Genomic DNA, 16,493 nt, shown 5'->3' on the forward strand with positions numbered 1-16,493 from the left:
CTCCGAGGCGTCGGTCGCCGGCTCTTATCCGATTACCTCAATCTTTGCACGTTTAACGTTTTGCGCCACTGCCAGCACGGCGCTACTTGCCGGTTTCGCCGTCGGAAGTCCCGCCGTCGGAAGTTCCGGCCGCGTCAGCTGCCGCCTGCTTCTTTTTCTGCCCCTCAAGCCAGCCCATGATGGCGGCCAGCCGGATGCGGCGGTGCGTGCCGCGGTATTCCACCGGGATCTCGCCCCGGTCCGTCATGTTCCGCAGGTAGGTGTGGGAGATGCCGGCCAGTTCGGCCGCCTGCGAGGTGGTGAGCATTTCCTCCACGCTGCTGACGGTCACCGCTTCGCCGCGGCTGAACCTTGCCAGCAGGTCGACGACGGCGTCCCTCGCCTGGGGCGGGAGGCGGTGGACGGTGCCGTCCACGAACACGGTGATGTCAGTGGCGCCGTCGAGCGCGCGCTGCAGCGCCAGCGCGTCGTCGGCAGGAAGGGCGGGCGCCACCCGGGGAGCAATCAGAGCCATGGCAGAAGCCTAGCCGCTGCGGGGCCGTGGGTTGGAGCGGGTTGGATATGCTCGGCGGATGAGACTTGCCGGTGGAGCAGCAGTGACGGCGAACGGCCTGACCGGGCGCCTGTATTCGTCGAACGCGACGCCGGGCGCGGGCCGGCCGGCCTACGTGCTGCTCCACGGCATCGGCGTCTCCCACCGCTACCTTGCGCGGCTGCATGTAGAACTTGCCAAGAGCGCTGCCGTCCACTCCTTCGACCTGCCGGGTTTCGGCGGTACGCCCCGGCCCGGGCGCCGGGTGACCGTCGGCGAATATGCGGCCTTCGTTGCGGCGGTCCTGGCGGACCGCGGCGTGGAGTCCTGCATTGTGGTGGGCCACTCCATGGGAGCGCAGTTTGCAGTGGAGCTGGCACTGCAGGCCCCCGAGCTGGTGGCCCGGGCAGTGCTCATGGGTCCTGTGGTTGATCCCGCGCGCAGGAGTGCCGCCTGGCACGCGCTGGCACTGACGCGGGACGCGCTGTTCAGCGAACCGCCCACCGCCAATGCCGTGGTCTTTACCGACTATTTCCGGACGGGCATGCGGTGGTATCTGACCGAGCTGCCCGAAATGATGGGGTACCCGCTCGACGCGCGGATCCGGGGCGTGGCGCAGCCGGTGCTCGTAATCCGCGGCGGAACGGATCCGATTGCCCGTCGGCCGTGGTGCGAACTCCTCGCCGCGCAGGCGCCGGAGGGTGCGTTCGCCGAGGTGCACGGACGCGGGCACGTGGTTCAGGAGACCGCTGCAGAAGATGTTGCCCGGATCATCCTGAGTTGGGCCGGAACCGCTGCCGAAGGCTCCGCGGCGGCAGGCGGATCTACCGCCTGAAACCTCAAACGCAGGCAGCAGGCGCCCGAAGCTCCGGACGCCTGCCGGCGTTTGGTGTTGCCTGCGTTCAGGCGGGCCGGACTACAGTCCGAGCTCTTCCAGGACGGGCAGCTTCTCCCGGACCCAAGCCCGGGCTTCCACTGCGCTCGGCGCAGACAGGGCCAGCTTGGCCAGCTCCTGCGCCTCCGCCAGGGTGACGGTCTTCAGTACCGCCGCCACCGCCGCCAGCGACCGGGCGGTCATGGACAGCGTGGTGACGCCCAGGCCGGTCAGCACGACGGCGAGGGCCGGGTCCGCTGCGGCCTCGCCGCAGACGCCCACTGGCTTGTTGTGCCCCTCTGCCCTGGAGCCCTCGACAGTCAGGCCGACGAGGCGCAGCACGGCGGGCTGCCACGGCGTATTCAGCCCGGCGAGCGGACCCAGCTGCCGGTCGGCGGCCATGGCGTACTGGGTGAGGTCGTTGGTGCCCAGGCTGGCGAAGCCCACTTCACGCAGGATGGTGTCGGCGGTGAGGGCGGCGGACGGAACCTCCACCATCACACCGGGCGTCTTGATGCCGGCCTCGGCACACATGGTGGCGAACCGGGCCGCCTCCTCCGCCGTCGAAATCATCGGAGCCATGACCCAAACGTCGGCTTCCGACTCCTGTTCGGCCTTCGCGATCGCCTCCAGCTGCCGGTCCAGGACGCCCGGGGTGGTGAAGTCGGTGCGGTAGCCGCGCACGCCCAGGGCCGGGTTGGGTTCGGTGGAGTCGGTGAGGAAGGGGAGCGGCTTGTCGGCGCCGGCGTCCAGGGTACGGAGCACCACCTTCTTGCCCGGGAAGGCGTCGAAGACGCCCTTGTACGCGGCGGCCTGTTCCTCGACGGTGGGCTCGGTGTCACGTTCCAGGAAGCAGAACTCGGTGCGGAACAGGCCCACGCCCTGGGCGCCGAGCCTGGCCGCCGCCTGGGCGTCCTTGGCGCCGCCCACGTTGGCGAGCAGGGGCACCAGGTGGCCGTCCGCCGTCGAACCCGTCCCGCTGAATTCGGCCAGGAGGGACGCCGTGGCCGCCCAGGTCTCGGCGGCGGCGCGCAGTGAGTCGTCCGGGTTGGCCGTGATGGAACCGGCCGCGCCGTCGACATACACCTCGGTGCCGTCCGGGAGTTCGTCAACGCCCACGGCGGCCACGACGGCGGGCAGGCCCAGTGAGCGGGCGATGATCGCGGTGTGGGACTGCGGACCGCCGCCGGCGGTCACCAGTGCGAGGACCTTGTTGGGATCGAGGGTGGCGGTGTCGGCAGGGGCCAGGTCCTCGGCCACCAGGATGAACGGTTCGTTCGACGACGGGATGCCCGGGGCGGGGACGCCGCGGAGTTCGGCCACGATGCGGGCGCGGACATCCAGGACGTCGGTGGCGCGTTCGGCCATGTAGCCGCCGAGGTTGTGCAGCATCTCCGAAACCGACGAGCCGGATTCCCAGATGGCCCGCTGCGGCGAGGTGCCGCGGGCGATCAGCTTCGCGGCGCCCTTGATCAGCATGGTGTCCTTGGCCATCAGGGCCGTGGCTTCCAGGACGGCCTTGCCATCACCGGTGGCGTGGTCCGCGCGGGCCCTCAGCTCATCATGGACGGCACCCGCTGCAGCCTTCAGTGCTGCCGTTGCGTCTTCGGGTGTGGTGCCGGCAGCCAGCTGCTCGCCGGCCGGAGGTTCGCTGATGGGCTTGGGCATCTGGCGGATGGTGCCGATGATGCGGCCGGGGCTGACGCCTACTCCTGGGAAGTTCTGCACTGAAGGTCCTCGTTCTCTGCCGGTAGCCAGGCCCGCCGGTGTCTGCCCGGGCGGGAGCCCGGATGCTCGGAACGGCTACGTCCGATGTGCGTTGCGGTGCCTGAAAAAAATTGTATGTGATTCAGTTCATATAGCGTTGCTATAGGTGCTAGGGTAGCGGTTATGAGTTTCGATGGCCAGCTTCCGCCCAAAATGAGGCTGTTGCGTGCGGCAGCCGAATTGCTGGCCAACTCCGCGGGGGCTGCTGTTTCCACCCGCCAGATCACGCAGCTGGCGGGCGTCACGGCGCCCACCCTCTATCACCACTTCGGTGACAAGGAGGGCCTGTTTGACGCAGTTGTCGCCGCGGGCTTCGAGGAGTATGTGGCGGGCGAGAGGGACTTCGCCCCGTCCGGACAGCCGCTGGTGGACATTCGGCGGATGTGGGACAACCACGTGCAGTTCGGGCTCAAGCAGCCCGAACTTTATCTGGTCATGTTCGGTAACATCCGCCCCGAGAGCCGCCCGGCCATCGTTGCCGATGCGGAGGGTCTCCTGGAGGAAATGCTGAACAAGGCCGCTGCGGCCGGCCAGCTGAACGTCCAGCCACGCGAAGCCGCCAGGAGCATCCTGGCCGCCAACGTGGGCGTGACGCTCATGCTGATCGCAGAACCGGCCGCGGAGCGGAACCTGGAGCTGTCCACGATGACCCGGGACGCCATGATCGTTGCGGTGTCCAGGGACCAGGGGCGGGATGCCGGACCGGAGGATTCCGGGAAGTCGTCGGTGGTGGTGGCTGCCATTGCGCTGAACGCGGCGCTGCAGGCATCCCACTCGGACCAGCTCACCAGCTCGGAACTCAAGCTTTTTCTCGAATGGCTCCACCGGATCTCCACCAGTTCCACCGGCTAGACGAAACTATCGGACCATCCTGCGGTGCCGCAGGGACCACGTTAGGAAATCACATGGCAACAGAGACAGTTGCAAAACCCAAAACCAGTGCGCGGGTGCACGTCCAGAGGTTCGGGACGTTCCTGTCCGGCATGATCATGCCCAACATCGGTGCCTTCATCGCCTGGGGCCTCATCACGGCCCTCTTCATCGAGAAGGGCTGGATCCCTGTCCCCGCCCTCGGCGGCTTCGGCACCAACGCTGCGGGGGCACCGAACGTGGGCCTCGTCGGCCCGATGATCACCTACCTGCTGCCACTGCTGATCGGCTACACCGGCGGCAAGATGGTCTATGACGTCCGCGGTGGCGTCGTTGGCGCCATCGGCACCATGGGCGTGATCGTGGGCGCGGGCATCCCGATGTTCATCGGCGCCATGATCATGGGCCCGCTGGGCGGCTGGACCATGAAGCACCTGGACGCGATCTGGCACGGCAAGATCCGCCCCGGCTTCGAGATGCTGGTGAACAACTTCTCCGCCGGCATCTGGGGCGGCCTGCTGGCCCTGCTCGGCTTCTACGGCATCTCACCGCTGGTCCAGGCGTTCAGCACGGCCGCCGGCAACTTCGTCCAGTTCCTGGTGCACAACGGCCTGCTGCCGCTGACCTCCATCTTCATCGAACCCGCCAAGGTCCTCTTCCTGAACAACGCCATCAACCACGGCGTGCTGACCCCGCTGGGCATCCAGCAGTCCCTGGACCAGGGCAAGTCCATCCTCTTCCTGCTGGAGGCAAACCCCGGCCCGGGTGCGGGTCTCCTCCTCGCCTACATCTTCTTCGGACGCGGGGCAGCCAAAGCCTCCGCCCCCGGTGCCCTGATCATCCAGTTCCTCGGCGGCATCCACGAGATCTACTTCCCGTACGTCCTGATGCGCCCGCTGCTCATCCTCGGCACTATCGCTGGCGGCATGACCGGCATCGCAACGCTGGCCATCACCAATTCCGGCCTTGTCGCTCCGGCGGCACCAGGATCGATCTTCGCGGTGATCGCCCAGACCTCGCGCGACAGCTACTTCGGTGTGATCCTTTCCGTCATCCTGGCCGCAACGGTGTCCTTCCTGGTCTCCTCGCTGATCCTGCGCACCACCAAGCACAGTGACGAGGACGACCTCAGCGCGGCCACCAGCCGCATGGAGGAAATGAAGGGTAAGAAGAGCTCTGTCGCCTCCACCCTCACCGGGGCCGGCTCCGGAGGCGGAGTGGGCGTCCTGACCGGCCCCATCAAGAACATCGTGTTCGCGTGCGACGCCGGCATGGGCTCCAGCGCCATGGGCGCCTCGGTGCTGCGCAACAAGATCAAGGCGGCCGGGTTCCCGGAGGTCAACGTCACCAACGCGTCCATCGCCAACCTCAACGACACCTACGACGTTGTGGTCACGCACCAGGACCTGACCGAGCGTGCCAAACCGGCCACGTCCAGCGCCGTCCACGTCTCCGTGGACAACTTCATGAACAGCCCGCGCTATGACGAGATCGTGGAGATGGTTGAACGCAGCAACGCTGAAGGAACGGCGGCTCCCGCCGCCGGGGCGGCCACGGTCGCAGCCCCGGCTGCCACAGCGGCCGGGACCACGGCTGAAGCTGCCGCGGCGCCCGAAACTGTAGCAGCGCCGTCGGACATCCTGGTGCCCGAGAGCGTGGTCCTGACCGGCTCAGCCTCCACCCGGGATGCCGCGATCGACGAGGCGGGCCAGCTGCTGCTGGCGCGCGGGGCGGTGGACGAGGACTACATCCGCGCGATGCACGAGCGTGAGGAATCCGTCTCCACCTACATGGGCAGCTTCCTGGCGATCCCGCACGGCACCAACGCCGCCAAGGACCACATCCGGAAGTCGGCCGTCTCGGTGGTCCGGTACCCCGAGGGCATCGACTGGAACGGCAAGCAGGTCAAGTTCGTGGTGGGCGTGGCCGGTGTGAACAACGAGCACCTGCACATCCTGTCCTCGATCGCCAAGGTGTTCACGAACAAGGCGCAGGTGGCGCAGCTTGAGGCGGCCACGTCCGTGGACGAAGTCCTGGAACTGTTCGGAAAGGTCAACGCGTAGTGAAGGCTGTACATTTTGGGGCCGGCAACATCGGTCGGGGGTTCGTCGGGCTGCTGCTGCACGACGCCGGGTATGAGGTGGTGTTCGCCGACGTTGCGGACGCCCTGATTTCCCAGCTCGCCGCGGCGGAGAGCTACAGCGTGCACGAGGTGGGGGAGAACCCCGCGGTGCGCACGGTGGACAACTTCCGGGCGGTGAACTCCGGCACCCAGGAGGGGCAGCTGATCGAGGAAATCGCGACGGCGGACATTGTCACCACTGCGGTGGGTCCGCACATCCTGAAGTTCGTGGCCCCCGCGATCGCCAAGGGAATCGCCGCCCGGGCCGCGGGGCTGGCGCCGCTGCAGGTGATGGCCTGCGAGAACGCCATCAACGCGACGAACATCCTGCGCGAGTCGATCGTCGAGTCCTGGGACGAGGCCGCCGGATCACTGGCGGACGCGGCCGTGTTCGCCAACACGGCCGTGGACCGGATCGTGCCCAACCAGGAGCCGGGCCAGGGCCTGGACGTGACGGTGGAGACGTTCTACGAGTGGGTCATCGACCGCACCCCGTTCGCCGGGGCTGCGCCGGTGATTCCGGGCGCCACCTTCGTGGACGAGCTTGGCCCCTACATCGAGCGCAAGCTGTTCACGGTGAACACGGGGCATGCCTCCGCGGCCTACTTCGGCTTCGAAGCCGGGCTGGAGAAGATCTCCGACGCCATGGCCGACGAGGACGTTGCCGCAGACGTGCGCGCCGTGCTCGACGAGACCAAGCAGCTGCTCGTGTCCAAGCACGGCTTCAGCTACGACGAGCAGGAGGCCTACGTCCAGAAGATCCTGGTCCGCTTCACCAACCCGCACTTGCCGGACACCGTGAACCGGGTTGGGCGTGCGCCGCTGCGCAAGCTCAGCCGGCACGAGCGGTTCATCGGCCCTGCTGCGGAACTGGCCGAACGCGGGATTGTCCCCGAGGCGCTGCTCGGTGCGATCGCGGCCGCCCTGCGGTTCAACGACCCCGCCGACGCCGAGGCCGTGGAGCTGGGCCAGATCCTGGCCTCGTCCGAGCCGGCCGCCGCCACGGAGCGCATCACCGGGCTGGCGCAGGACCACCCGCTCTTCGCCGCGGTCTGCGGCCTCGTCGAGGAGCGCAAGGCGGAGGACGTCACCGCCCCGGCGTAGCCTTCAGCCGCCGCGGCCTCTGCGCGGCGGAGCTGCGCACGGCGAAGCTGAACACGGCGAAAAGGCACGACGCCGGAACTCAAGGAGAGTTCCGGCGTCGTGCCTTTAACCGACCTGTATTCAGACGCTCTATCAGATCCTGCCGCTTTTCTCCCGACGCTCTATCAGATCCTGCGGCTTTTCCTGCGGCGCTTCCTCACCTGGGACCGGGGCTGGGGAATCCTGTTGCCGCCAAGTGAGGAAGGGTTGCCCAAAAACCTGCAGGATGTGATCGGGCGTGTGGTGAAAACTTGCAGGACGTGAGGAAGGGTTGCCCAAAAACCTGCAGGAGGTGAGAGGGAGTTGTGGCTAGTTGGCCTGGAGGCTCAGCGCGGCTGCCTGGACAGCCTCACGCAGCGGCGTGGTGGGGCGTCCGAGCAGGGCACTGAGGTCTCCACTGGTGACCAGGAGGTCGCCGCGGGCGATGCCGAGGTCGCTATCGGCCAGGATGGCTGCGTAGGGCTCCGGCAGTCCGGCCTCCACGAGGACCTGGGTGTACTTCTCCGCGGGCAGATCCGTGTAGGTCACCGGCTTGCCGGACACTGCGCTGACTTCGCCGGCCAGCTCGCTGAGGGTGAAGGCGTCGTCTCCGCCCAGCTCGTAAACCTTGCCGGCCTGGTCGTCCCGGAGCAGCACGGCCGCTGCCGCCGCCGCGTAGTCGGCCCGGGCTGCGGCGCTGACGCGGCCGTCGCCGGCACTGCCGAACACGGCGCCATGCTGGACCTGAACGGGAAGCTGGCCGGTGTAGTTCTCCAGGTACCAGCCGTTGCGGAGCAGGACGAAGGGGACGCCGGAGTCCCGGAGGATCTCTTCGGTGGCCAGGTGCTCGGCGGCCAGCTGCATTTCGGTGGTGTCCGCGTTGGCGATGCTCGTATAGCCGATCAGGCCGACGCCGGCGTCCCTGGCCGCGTTGATCGCGTTCCGGTGCTGCTCGACGCGCTGGCCCACCTCGCTGCCTGAAACCAGCAGAACCTTGTCCGCTCCGGCAAACGCCTGCCGCAGCGACTCCGGCTGGCTGTAGTCGATGTTGCGGACCTGGACGCCGCGCTCGCCGAGGTCGGCAATCCTGTCCACGGTCCGGCCTGCGGCCACGATCTGCTCCGCGGGGAGGCCGCTGTCAAGCAGTGCTTCGACGACGAGGCGGCCCAGCTGGCCGGTGGCTCCGGTGATGACGATGGTCATGATTTGGTCCTTTCTGAGGTGACTGTCAGTGGTGCCAACCGCGCCCATTCCCGAATGCTTCCCAAAAGAGAGTACGCACTTTCAGGTAAGGTACTGTCATGAAAGTAAGTACCGTTGCGCAGGTCCCCGCTTTTCCCTTCGCCGACGGGATCTTTCCTGCGGGCTGCCCCAGCCGGACCGTGCTGGACCACGTCACCAGCAAGTGGGGCGTGCTGATCCTCGTGGCACTCTCCGAGGGGCCCCAGCGCTGGAGCGAACTCCGCCGCCGTGCCGAGGGCATCAGCGAGAAGATGCTCGCCCAGACGCTGAAGACCCTCGAAGCCGACGGGTTCGTCCGCCGGGACGCGCAGCCGATCATTCCTCCCCGCGTGGATTACAGCCTGACTGGCCGCGGGGAGGAGCTGGCCGCGCTGCTGCTGCCCCTGGTCGCGTGGGTGGCTGAGCACGCCGAGGCGATCGTGAACCGCCCGGCGAGCTAGGCCCCGGTAATAGTCCCCCGGATTTATGCAGCGGTCTCGCCAGCCAATAGCCCGAGGGTGAGGGGCTTCGATGACGCATGCTATTGCATTTAGGTAACCTAACTATTAGGATACCTAAGTATGAATGCGAAGAATGCCCCGGAACTCCAGGAGCTGGCGCAGGACTTCCGCGAGGCGCTGCGGCACAGCGTGTACCTGGTCCGCCGCCTCGATGCGGATGGTGAACTCAGTGCCGCCCAGTTGAGCACGCTCAAGATGCTGCTCGACGACGGCGTCCGGGTGGGCGAGATCGCCAGGAACCTGGGGGTCAGGGTGCCGAGCGCCACGGAGCAGATCATCAAGCTCGAGCGGGCAGGGCTGGTCCGCCGGGAGGCGGACCCTGACGACTCCCGGGCGGTGCGTGTTGTGCTGACCGCCCAGGGCCGTGACGCCGTCGAATCCGCCAACCAGCGCCGGAACGCCGTGATGGCGGGCATCCTCGAATCCCTCACCGACGACGACCGGCGTGCCCTGGCGGCCGCCCTTCCGGTCATCGAAAAGATCAACAGCACGTTCCACGACTGATAATCACCAACTGATCCAGCGGCTCAGAACCGAACACAGCGACACTTAGGAGTTCCCTCCATGGACGGCCAGCTCGCAGACACACTGCCGGCACCACAATCCACCCTCGAGGCCGAGAAGGCCTCGTTCCTCAAACAGCCCAAGGCGGTCTGGGCCACAGCGCTGGCGGCCGTGTTCGCGTTCATGGGCATCGGCCTGGTGGACCCCATCCTGCCGGCCATCGCCAAGAACCTGGACGCCAGCCCCAGCCAGGTCTCACTGCTCTTCACCAGCTACTTCCTGATCACCGCGGTGGCCATGCTCGTCACCGGCTTCATCTCCTCGCGGATCGGCGGCAAGCGCACGCTGCTGGCCGGACTGGCCGTGATCGTGGTGTTCTCCTCCCTCTCCGGGCTGTCCGGCAGCGTCAGCGAACTGGTGGGATTCCGGGCCGGCTGGGGGCTCGGCAATGCCCTCTTCGTGGCCACCGCGCTCGCCGTCATTGTGGGCGTGGCCAGCGGCGGCGCCGGCACGGCGATCATTCTCTATGAGGCCGCCCTTGGGCTTGGCATTTCGCTCGGCCCGCTCCTTGGCGCCCTCCTCGGCGGCTGGCAATGGCGTGCCCCGTTCTTCGGCACGGCCGCGCTGATGGCGGCGGCGTTCATCGCGCTCACCGCGCTGCTTCCGAAGACCCCGCTGCCCGCACGCAAGGTCAGTCTGGCCGATCCGCTGCGGGCCCTGGGCAACAAGGGTTTGCGTACGACGGCGGCCAGCGGCCTGTTCTACAACTACGGCTTTTTCACTGTGCTCGCCTTTACCCCCTTCATCCTGGGCATGGACGCGTACGGCATCGGCGGGGTGTTCTTTGGCTGGGGAGTCGCCGTCGCTGTCTTTTCCGTCTTCGTGGCCCCGGCGCTGCAGAACCGCTTCGGCGCCACAAGGGTCCTCCTCGGGACGCTTGGTTTGCTGATGCTGGACCTGGCGGGCCTCGGGCTGGCCGCGGGCCATTCAGTGCCCGCCGTTGTTGCGCTGGTGGTGGCCTCCGGGGCGCTGCTGGGCATCAACAACACCATCTACACCGAGCTGGCCATGGGCGTCTCGGACTCGCCGCGCCCGGTGGCCTCGGCGGGGTACAACTTCGTCCGCTGGATGGGCGGCGCCCTCGCGCCGTTCGCTGCCGCGCAGCTCGGGGAGCATTTCGGCCCGCAGATGCCGTTCTTCGCCGGCGCGGTGGCCATGATCGTCGCCATGGCCGTGGTGGCCGGCGGCCGCCGCTACCTCGCCGCCCACGAACCGCACGTGGTCTGAGTGCCGCACGTGGTCTGAGTGCCGCACGTGGTCTAGCAAGAAACAGAACAAAAGACGCCCAGGTTCCCCGGACACAGTCCGCAGGGAACATGGGCGTCTTCCGTTTCATGCCGGAGGAGCCAAGAGCCGGTCAGACCTTGACGGACCCCTTCGGAACAAACAGGGTCTCAGCCTGTTCCAGCGACATGCCGTTCGTCTCCGGCACCTTGTACATGACGAAGAAGAACGAGGCTGCCGCGAAGAGTGCGTACATGGCGTACGTCAGCGGCAGCGAGCCTGCGGCCATCACGGGGAAGCTCAGCGTGATGGCAAAGTTGGCGATCCACTGCGCGGCGGCGGCCAGGCCCAGTGCACGGGCACGGATCCGGGCCGGGAAGATCTCGCCCAGCAGCACCCACACCAGCGGTCCCCAGGATGCACCGAAGCTGATGACGAACACGTTCGCGGCCACCAGGGCAACGGGGCCCCAGGCGCCGGGCAACGTGATGTCGGAGCCGGTGCCCGTGGCCGAGGCGAACGCCAGGGCCATGGCTCCGAGCGAAACGGCCATGCCGACGGACCCTGCCAGCAGGATGGGGCGGCGGCCGATCCTGTCCACGAGGGCGATGGCCACGAGCGTGACCAGGATGTTGGTGATGGACGTGGCCACCGAGATGGTCAGCGAATCCTTCTCCTGGAAGCCCACCGCCTTCCAGAGCGTGGTGGAGTAGTAGAAGATCACGTTGATGCCCACGAACTGCTGCAGCACGGACAGCGTGATGCCGATCCAGACCACTGCCTGCAGCCCGAATGCCTTGCCGCGGAGGGAGCCCTTCCGGCCGGCGAGCTGGTCCTCCTCGATCGCCTCGCGGATTTCACGCAGGTGGCGGTCGGTGTCCTCATCCGGGGCGATGGAGTCGAAGACCTTCCGGGCCAGGTCCTCCTTGCCCTGGACCACCAGGAATCGCGGGGACTCGGGCAGCGTGAACGCGATGACGCCGTAGAACACGGCCGGAACGGCGGCGGCCAGGAACATCCAGCGCCACGCCTCGATGCCCAGCCAGAAGGCCTGGTGCGCACCGCCGGCGGACGTGGCGAACAGGGCGTCGGACAGCAGGGCGGCGAAGATGCCCGTGGTGATGGCCAGCTGCTGCAGGGACGCGAGCCGGCCGCGGACGTGGCGGGGCGAGATCTCGGAGATGTACGCCGGTGCGATCACCGAGGCCAGGCCGATGCCGAGACCGCCCACCAGGCGCCAGAAGATGAGGTCCCAGACGCTGAAGCAGAAGCCGGTGCCGATGGCGCTGATGAGGAACAGCAGCGCCCCCAGCTTCATCGCAGGGATGCGGCCGTAGCGGTCCGCCACCTTGCCGGCCAGGTACGCGCCGGCGGCACAGCCCAGCAGCGCCACGGCCACGGCGAATCCGGTGACGGCCTCGCTGAGCGCGAATTCGTCCTTCATGGCATCCACGGCGCCGTTGACCACGGAGGAGTCGAAGCCGAACAGGAAGCCGCCCACGGCGCCGGCAAGCGCCAGCCAGATCACCCGCTTGGGGATCTTGGCGGTTGTCTGCTTGTCGGTGGACATGGTTCTCCCTTGGTTTGGGGGTGGGTGGATGCGGTGCAAACGTCGTCGGCTGCGGAAACCGGCCCTGTCGGCCGGCGCACACGCGCCTAACAGTGTGCCACGTCACCGCCTGCTGATCCACTCCGGGACGGAGGACGACGACGGCGGGCGGTCCCGCCGTCGTCGTCCGTTTGGGTGCCGTTTACGGCCGCAGAGTTGGCCGGACACCGCGTCACGCAGCGCAGCTTTTGGCCCTCTGAGGACGCAGAAGGCCCGGGATTCCGGGGAAACGAAACGGCAGGCACCCCGAAAAGGTGCCTGCCGTGACGCAGATGCGGGTAAGCGGTGCCTAGTGGGCGGCCGCCGGCTCCTTCATGACGGACTTCGGGTCCGTCAGTTTCTTCTTCGGCAGCGCAAAGCTGATGAGGAAGGCGATGCCGGTGAGGATCGCGGCGGTGAGCATGACGGCGTCGATCGACTGGGCAAAGCCTTCCGTGATGGGCCGGGTGAGCACCGGGTTCGCCGAGTGCAGCCAGCTGGTGTCGTTAAGGGAGTCGTTGCTGGCGCCGTTCTTGAAGAAGTCATACAGCTTGGCATTGGCGGGGTCGGCGGCGACGGCGGGGTCCTTGAGGACCTTGATGTAGTCGGCGTTCTGCATGGCGTCCTTCATGCCGTTGGCGATCTTGTCCGCGGCCAGGCTGAACAGCATGGAGATGAACACGGCCGTGCCCACCGCGCCGCCCATGGAGCGGAAGAATGCGGCGGTGGAGGTGCCCACGCCCATGTCCTTCGAGGGCACGGAGACCTGCATCGCGAGGGTGAGCGGCTGCATGCAGAAGCCCAGGCCCAGGCCGAAGAAGACCGCGATCACGCCGGGGACCCAGAGCTCGGTGTCGGCGCCGAGGGACAGCCCCATGACGACGGCGGCGGCGGTCAGGATGGCGGTGCCCAGGATCGGGAAGATCCGGAAGGTGCCCGACGACGAGATGGTCCGGCCGGCGGTGATGGAACCGGTCAGGATGCCGATGGTAAAGGTGATCATCATCAGGCCGGCTTCGGTGGGCGTGAGGCCCTTGACCAGCTGCAGGTACATGGGCAGCATGGCGATGGCGCCGAACATGCCGATGCCGATGATGAAGTTCAGCAGCGAGGACAGCCCGAAGGTGACGTTGCGGAAGAGGCGCAGCGGGATGAGCGCGTAGTCGCCGGCGCGGCGTTCGGCCAGCAGGAAGGCGACGATGCCGAGGACGCCCAGGCCGTAGCAGATGAAGGAGTTGGCCGAGGTCCAGCCCCAGCTGCGGCCCTGTTCGGCGACGAGCAGCAGCGGCACGATGGCCAGGGTAATGGCTGCGGCGCCCCAGTAGTCGATCCGCTGTTTGACGTGCTTGGCGGGCAGGTGGAGGTAGAGGAACACCACGGCCAGGGCGGCCAGGCCGATGGGCAGGTTGATGAAGAAGACCCAGCGCCAGCCGTCGAAGCCGAGGATGCTCTCCGAACCGGCGAAGGCGCCGCCCACCACCGGGCCAAGGACCGAGGAGATGCCGAACACGGACATGAAGTAGCCCTGGAACTTGGCCCGGTCCTTGAGCGGGACGATGTCGCCGATGATGGTCAGCGCCAGTGCCAGCAGGCCGCCGGCGCCCATGCCCTGGATGCCGCGGGCGATGGCCAGTTCGGTCATCGAGTGCACCGAACCGGCGTACGCCGAGCCCGCCAGGAAGATGACGATCGCCGCGAGGTAGAGCGGACGGCGGCCGAAGATGTCGCTGAGCTTGCCGTACAGCGGCGTGGTGACAGTGGACGTGATGAGGTACGCGGTGGTGGCCCAGGCCTGCAGGGAGAGCCCGTCGAGATCGTTGGCGATGGTGTAGATGGACGTGGACACGATGGTCTGGTCCAGCGAGGACAGGAACATGCCGAGCATCAGCCCCACCATGACGGTGATGGTCTGCCGCTGCGTCAGGGCCTCTCCGGGCGCGGGTCCTGCGGTGGTTTTGGACATGGCTGCTCCAGGGTCAAGAGAAAGGGGGATCGCATTTGATAGTTGCTTTCAGTAACTATGTTACTTGCTGCTTTGTTCCCCGGAGCAACGGAATTTTCTTCGGGCTGCATCGAGGGGTGGGATCTCGGCGCTTAGACGGCGTCTAAGCGCCGAGATCTCACTTCTCGCGGCGCGTCCTAGCGCTCGATGAGGATGCCGTCCGGATCGCACCAGATCGTGGCGCCCGTGCGGATGGTCACGCCGTCGATCAGCACGTCCACGTCGGTCTCTCCCGCCCCGGCCTTGGCGCTCTTGCGCGGGTTGCTGCCGAGGGCTTTGACGCCGATGGGCAGTTCCGCGATCGCCTCACGGTCCCGGATAGCGCCGTTGATGACGACGCCGGCCCAGCCGTTTGCCACGGCGCTCGCCGCGATCAGGTCCCCCATCAGGGCGGTCCGCAATGAGCCGGCGCCGTCGACGACCAGTACGGCGCCGTTCCCGGGTGTGGCCAGGACGGACTTGACCAGCGCGTTGTCCTCCAGGCACCGAATGGTCCGGACGGGGCCGCTGAAATGCGTGTGGCCGCCCAGCGACTGGAACTGCAGGGAGATGGAGTTGAGTTCCTCGCCGCGCTCGTCATAGAGGTCGGCGGTGTTGACGGCGGCATTGGCAGGCGAAGCGGTCATTGGTTCTCCTAGGGCAGTCTCTGGCCTCGGTCTAAAGCAACGCGGGGTCACTTAGCGCCCAATGTGGCGCCCGGATTGGGCGCTAAGTGACCCCGCGTTGCTGTTGGCTCCCACGATAGTCTGATTCCATCATCACGATGTTCCAGGGGGAGACCGATATGAGCCTGTCCGACATGCCCGGTGCGGTGCCCGATCCAGCCCTGGTGGGCGCCCGGCAGTCCGCCGCGCTCACCGAACCGACCACCCGGGTCCGGTCCCTCTGGATCACGGGCGTGGTACTGGTCAACCTCGGGATCAACGCGGCATTTTTCGGGCCCATCCAGGTGCTCCTCGGACAGCAGGCGGCACATTTCGACCCCGGGCAGAAGGAAGCCATCCTCGCGCTGGTCACCGGTGCCGGCGCCGCGGTGTCGCTGGTGGCCAATCCGCTCTTTGGCGCCTTCAGCGACCGCACTGCATCCCGGTTCGGCCGGCGCGTGCCATGGGTTCTGGCAGGCGCCGTCCTCGGTGCCGCCGCGCTGGTGGGGCTGGCGGGAGCGCCGAACGTGGCGGTGATGACGCTGCTCTGGTGCCTGGTCCAGGCCGGCTGCAACGGCGCCTACGCCGCCATCACGGCAGCCGTTCCCGATCGCGTGCCCGTCCCGCAGCGCGCCACGGTCGGCGGCCTGGCGGCCATGGGGCAGACGGCCGGCATCCTGGTCGGCGCCGTGATTGCCGCCGTCGTCAGCGGAAACTTCGTGCTGGGCTACATCGTCTGCGCGGCGGCCCTCGTGGCCGGCGTCGTAATGTACCTCGTCAAGAGCGACGACGACCCCCTCCCCGCGAGGGCAGCACAGCCGATGAACTGGGCCGGCTTTCTGCTCGGGTTCATCAGGCCGCTGGGGCACCCCGACTTCGCCTGGGCCTGGATCACCCGGCTGCTGGTCAACATCGGCAACCACATGGTCACCCTCTACCTGCTGTTCTTCCTGGCCGACGCAGTGCACCTGAAGGAGACCACGGGCCTCGAACCCGCCTTCGGCGTTCTGGTGCTGACCGGTCTGTACGCCGTGTTCGTGATCATCACCAGCGTGATTGGCGGCAGGCTCAGTGACAGGATGGGCAAGCGCAAGCCGCTGGTGATCGCATCGTCCGCGATCATCGCGCTGGCGTCGCTGATCCTGGCCTTCGCCCCTACCTGGGCGGGCGGCATCGTGGGCGCAAGTGTCCTGGGCATCGGGTTCGGGGCCTACCTCGCAGTGGACTTCGCCCTCATCACGCAGGTGCTCCCGAACGCTGCCGACAGGGGCAAGGACCTGGGTGTCATCAACATCGCCAATTCCCTGCCGCAGGTCATCGCCCCCGCGCTGGCGTGGCCGTTTGTCACCCTCTGGGGCGGCTACGTGTCCCTCTACGTGGCCGCCGCCGTCATCGGGCTGCTGGGCGCCGTGTTCGTGGTGAAGATCAAGGGCGTCGACTAG

General features: G+C 67.4%; 15 protein-coding genes. 9 read left to right on the forward strand and 6 right to left on the reverse strand.

What is annotated here, in order from left to right; genetic code table 11:
* Positions 1-82 precede the first annotated feature (82 nt).
* The gene (locus R5O87_RS14690; protein ID WP_410555383.1) at positions 83-514 is read right to left on the reverse strand and encodes a helix-turn-helix domain-containing protein; all 432 of its coding nucleotides are present in this window, start codon (positions 512-514) and stop codon (positions 83-85) included.
* 58 nt (positions 515-572) lie between these two features.
* Between R5O87_RS14690 and R5O87_RS14695 the strand changes: the two genes are divergently transcribed.
* Entirely contained in the window at positions 573-1,367 is a 795-nt protein-coding gene (locus tag R5O87_RS14695; protein ID WP_410555384.1) for an alpha/beta fold hydrolase, read from the forward strand.
* 81 nt (positions 1,368-1,448) lie between these two features.
* Here R5O87_RS14695 and ptsP read toward each other — a convergent pair whose 3' ends face one another.
* Positions 1,449-3,134: a phosphoenolpyruvate--protein phosphotransferase gene (gene ptsP, locus R5O87_RS14700; protein ID WP_410555385.1), complete on the reverse strand. Its 1,686-nt coding sequence runs from the start codon at positions 3,132-3,134 to the stop codon at positions 1,449-1,451.
* A gap of 162 nt (positions 3,135-3,296) precedes the next feature.
* On the opposite strand from ptsP, the gene R5O87_RS14705 reads away from it, so the two are divergent.
* The 4 genes from R5O87_RS14705 (at position 3,297) to R5O87_RS14720 (ending at position 7,572) form a co-directional block, all read left to right on the forward strand.
* Entirely contained in the window at positions 3,297-4,025 is a 729-nt protein-coding gene (locus R5O87_RS14705; RefSeq protein ID WP_410555386.1) for a TetR/AcrR family transcriptional regulator, read from the forward strand.
* A gap of 53 nt (positions 4,026-4,078) precedes the next feature.
* Positions 4,079-6,106 carry a PTS mannitol transporter subunit IICBA gene (locus R5O87_RS14710; RefSeq protein WP_410555387.1) on the forward strand — a complete coding sequence of 676 codons (2,028 nt, stop codon included), beginning with the start codon at positions 4,079-4,081 and terminating at the stop codon, positions 6,104-6,106.
* A complete protein-coding gene (locus R5O87_RS14715) occupies positions 6,106-7,269 on the forward strand; it encodes a mannitol-1-phosphate 5-dehydrogenase (protein WP_410555388.1) in 1,164 nt (387 codons plus the stop codon). Before R5O87_RS14710 ends, R5O87_RS14715 begins: the two co-directional genes overlap by 1 nt.
* A gap of 99 nt (positions 7,270-7,368) precedes the next feature.
* A complete protein-coding gene (locus R5O87_RS14720; protein WP_410555389.1) occupies positions 7,369-7,572 on the forward strand; it encodes a hypothetical protein in 204 nt (67 codons plus the stop codon).
* A gap of 45 nt (positions 7,573-7,617) precedes the next feature.
* Here R5O87_RS14720 and R5O87_RS14725 read toward each other — a convergent pair whose 3' ends face one another.
* Positions 7,618-8,490, reverse strand: coding sequence for an SDR family oxidoreductase (locus R5O87_RS14725; protein ID WP_410555390.1), 873 nt, complete (start codon positions 8,488-8,490; stop codon positions 7,618-7,620).
* Between the two features lie 98 nt (positions 8,491-8,588).
* On the opposite strand from R5O87_RS14725, the gene R5O87_RS14730 reads away from it, so the two are divergent.
* The 3 genes from R5O87_RS14730 to R5O87_RS14740 all read left to right on the forward strand — a co-directional run bounded on the left by R5O87_RS14730 (position 8,589) and on the right by R5O87_RS14740 (position 10,820).
* Positions 8,589-8,969 carry a winged helix-turn-helix transcriptional regulator gene (locus tag R5O87_RS14730; RefSeq protein WP_410555391.1) on the forward strand — a complete coding sequence of 127 codons (381 nt, stop codon included), beginning with the start codon at positions 8,589-8,591 and terminating at the stop codon, positions 8,967-8,969.
* Between the two features lie 120 nt (positions 8,970-9,089).
* Positions 9,090-9,533, forward strand: coding sequence for a MarR family winged helix-turn-helix transcriptional regulator (locus R5O87_RS14735; protein WP_410555392.1), 444 nt, complete (start codon positions 9,090-9,092; stop codon positions 9,531-9,533).
* A 60-nt stretch (positions 9,534-9,593) separates the two neighbouring features.
* Positions 9,594-10,820 carry an MFS transporter gene (locus R5O87_RS14740; RefSeq protein WP_410555393.1) on the forward strand — a complete coding sequence of 409 codons (1,227 nt, stop codon included), beginning with the start codon at positions 9,594-9,596 and terminating at the stop codon, positions 10,818-10,820.
* 130 nt (positions 10,821-10,950) lie between these two features.
* Here the strand turns inward: R5O87_RS14740 and R5O87_RS14745 are convergent, their stop codons facing one another.
* The 3 genes from R5O87_RS14745 to rraA form a co-directional block, all read right to left on the reverse strand.
* Positions 10,951-12,387 carry a sugar porter family MFS transporter gene (locus tag R5O87_RS14745; RefSeq protein WP_410555394.1) on the reverse strand — a complete coding sequence of 479 codons (1,437 nt, stop codon included), beginning with the start codon at positions 12,385-12,387 and terminating at the stop codon, positions 10,951-10,953.
* Between the two features lie 328 nt (positions 12,388-12,715).
* A complete protein-coding gene (locus R5O87_RS14750) occupies positions 12,716-14,368 on the reverse strand; it encodes an MDR family MFS transporter (protein ID WP_410555395.1) in 1,653 nt (550 codons plus the stop codon).
* Positions 14,369-14,544: 176 nt separating this feature from the next.
* On the reverse strand, positions 14,545-15,033 hold the full coding sequence (gene rraA / locus R5O87_RS14755) for a ribonuclease E activity regulator RraA (RefSeq protein ID WP_410555396.1): 489 nt from the start codon (positions 15,031-15,033) through the stop codon (positions 14,545-14,547).
* A 158-nt stretch (positions 15,034-15,191) separates the two neighbouring features.
* Here rraA and R5O87_RS14760 point away from each other — a divergent pair, with 158 nt between their 5' ends.
* Positions 15,192-16,493 (forward strand): MFS transporter, encoded by a 1,302-nt coding sequence (locus R5O87_RS14760; RefSeq protein ID WP_410555397.1) that lies wholly within the window; start codon positions 15,192-15,194, stop codon positions 16,491-16,493.

Origin of the sequence: Arthrobacter globiformis (assembly GCF_046536215.2) — a bacterium.
Taxonomy (GTDB): Bacteria; Actinomycetota; Actinomycetes; order Actinomycetales; family Micrococcaceae; genus Arthrobacter; species Arthrobacter globiformis_E.

Coding starts and splice junctions, on each gene's coding strand:
- R5O87_RS14690 (WP_410555383.1), bottom strand. CDS start 514: ATGGCTCTGATTGCTCCCCGGGTGGCGCCCGCCCTTCCTGCCGACGAC.
- R5O87_RS14695 (WP_410555384.1), top strand. CDS start 573: ATGAGACTTGCCGGTGGAGCAGCAGTGACGGCGAACGGCCTGACCGGG.
- R5O87_RS14705 (WP_410555386.1), top strand. CDS start 3,297: ATGAGTTTCGATGGCCAGCTTCCGCCCAAAATGAGGCTGTTGCGTGCG.
- R5O87_RS14710 (WP_410555387.1), top strand. CDS start 4,079: ATGGCAACAGAGACAGTTGCAAAACCCAAAACCAGTGCGCGGGTGCAC.
- R5O87_RS14725 (WP_410555390.1), bottom strand. CDS start 8,490: ATGACCATCGTCATCACCGGAGCCACCGGCCAGCTGGGCCGCCTCGTC.
- R5O87_RS14730 (WP_410555391.1), top strand. CDS start 8,589: ATGAAAGTAAGTACCGTTGCGCAGGTCCCCGCTTTTCCCTTCGCCGAC.
- R5O87_RS14735 (WP_410555392.1), top strand. CDS start 9,090: ATGAATGCGAAGAATGCCCCGGAACTCCAGGAGCTGGCGCAGGACTTC.
- R5O87_RS14740 (WP_410555393.1), top strand. CDS start 9,594: ATGGACGGCCAGCTCGCAGACACACTGCCGGCACCACAATCCACCCTC.
- R5O87_RS14745 (WP_410555394.1), bottom strand. CDS start 12,387: ATGTCCACCGACAAGCAGACAACCGCCAAGATCCCCAAGCGGGTGATC.
- R5O87_RS14750 (WP_410555395.1), bottom strand. CDS start 14,368: ATGTCCAAAACCACCGCAGGACCCGCGCCCGGAGAGGCCCTGACGCAG.
- rraA (WP_410555396.1), bottom strand. CDS start 15,033: ATGACCGCTTCGCCTGCCAATGCCGCCGTCAACACCGCCGACCTCTAT.
- R5O87_RS14760 (WP_410555397.1), top strand. CDS start 15,192: ATGAGCCTGTCCGACATGCCCGGTGCGGTGCCCGATCCAGCCCTGGTG.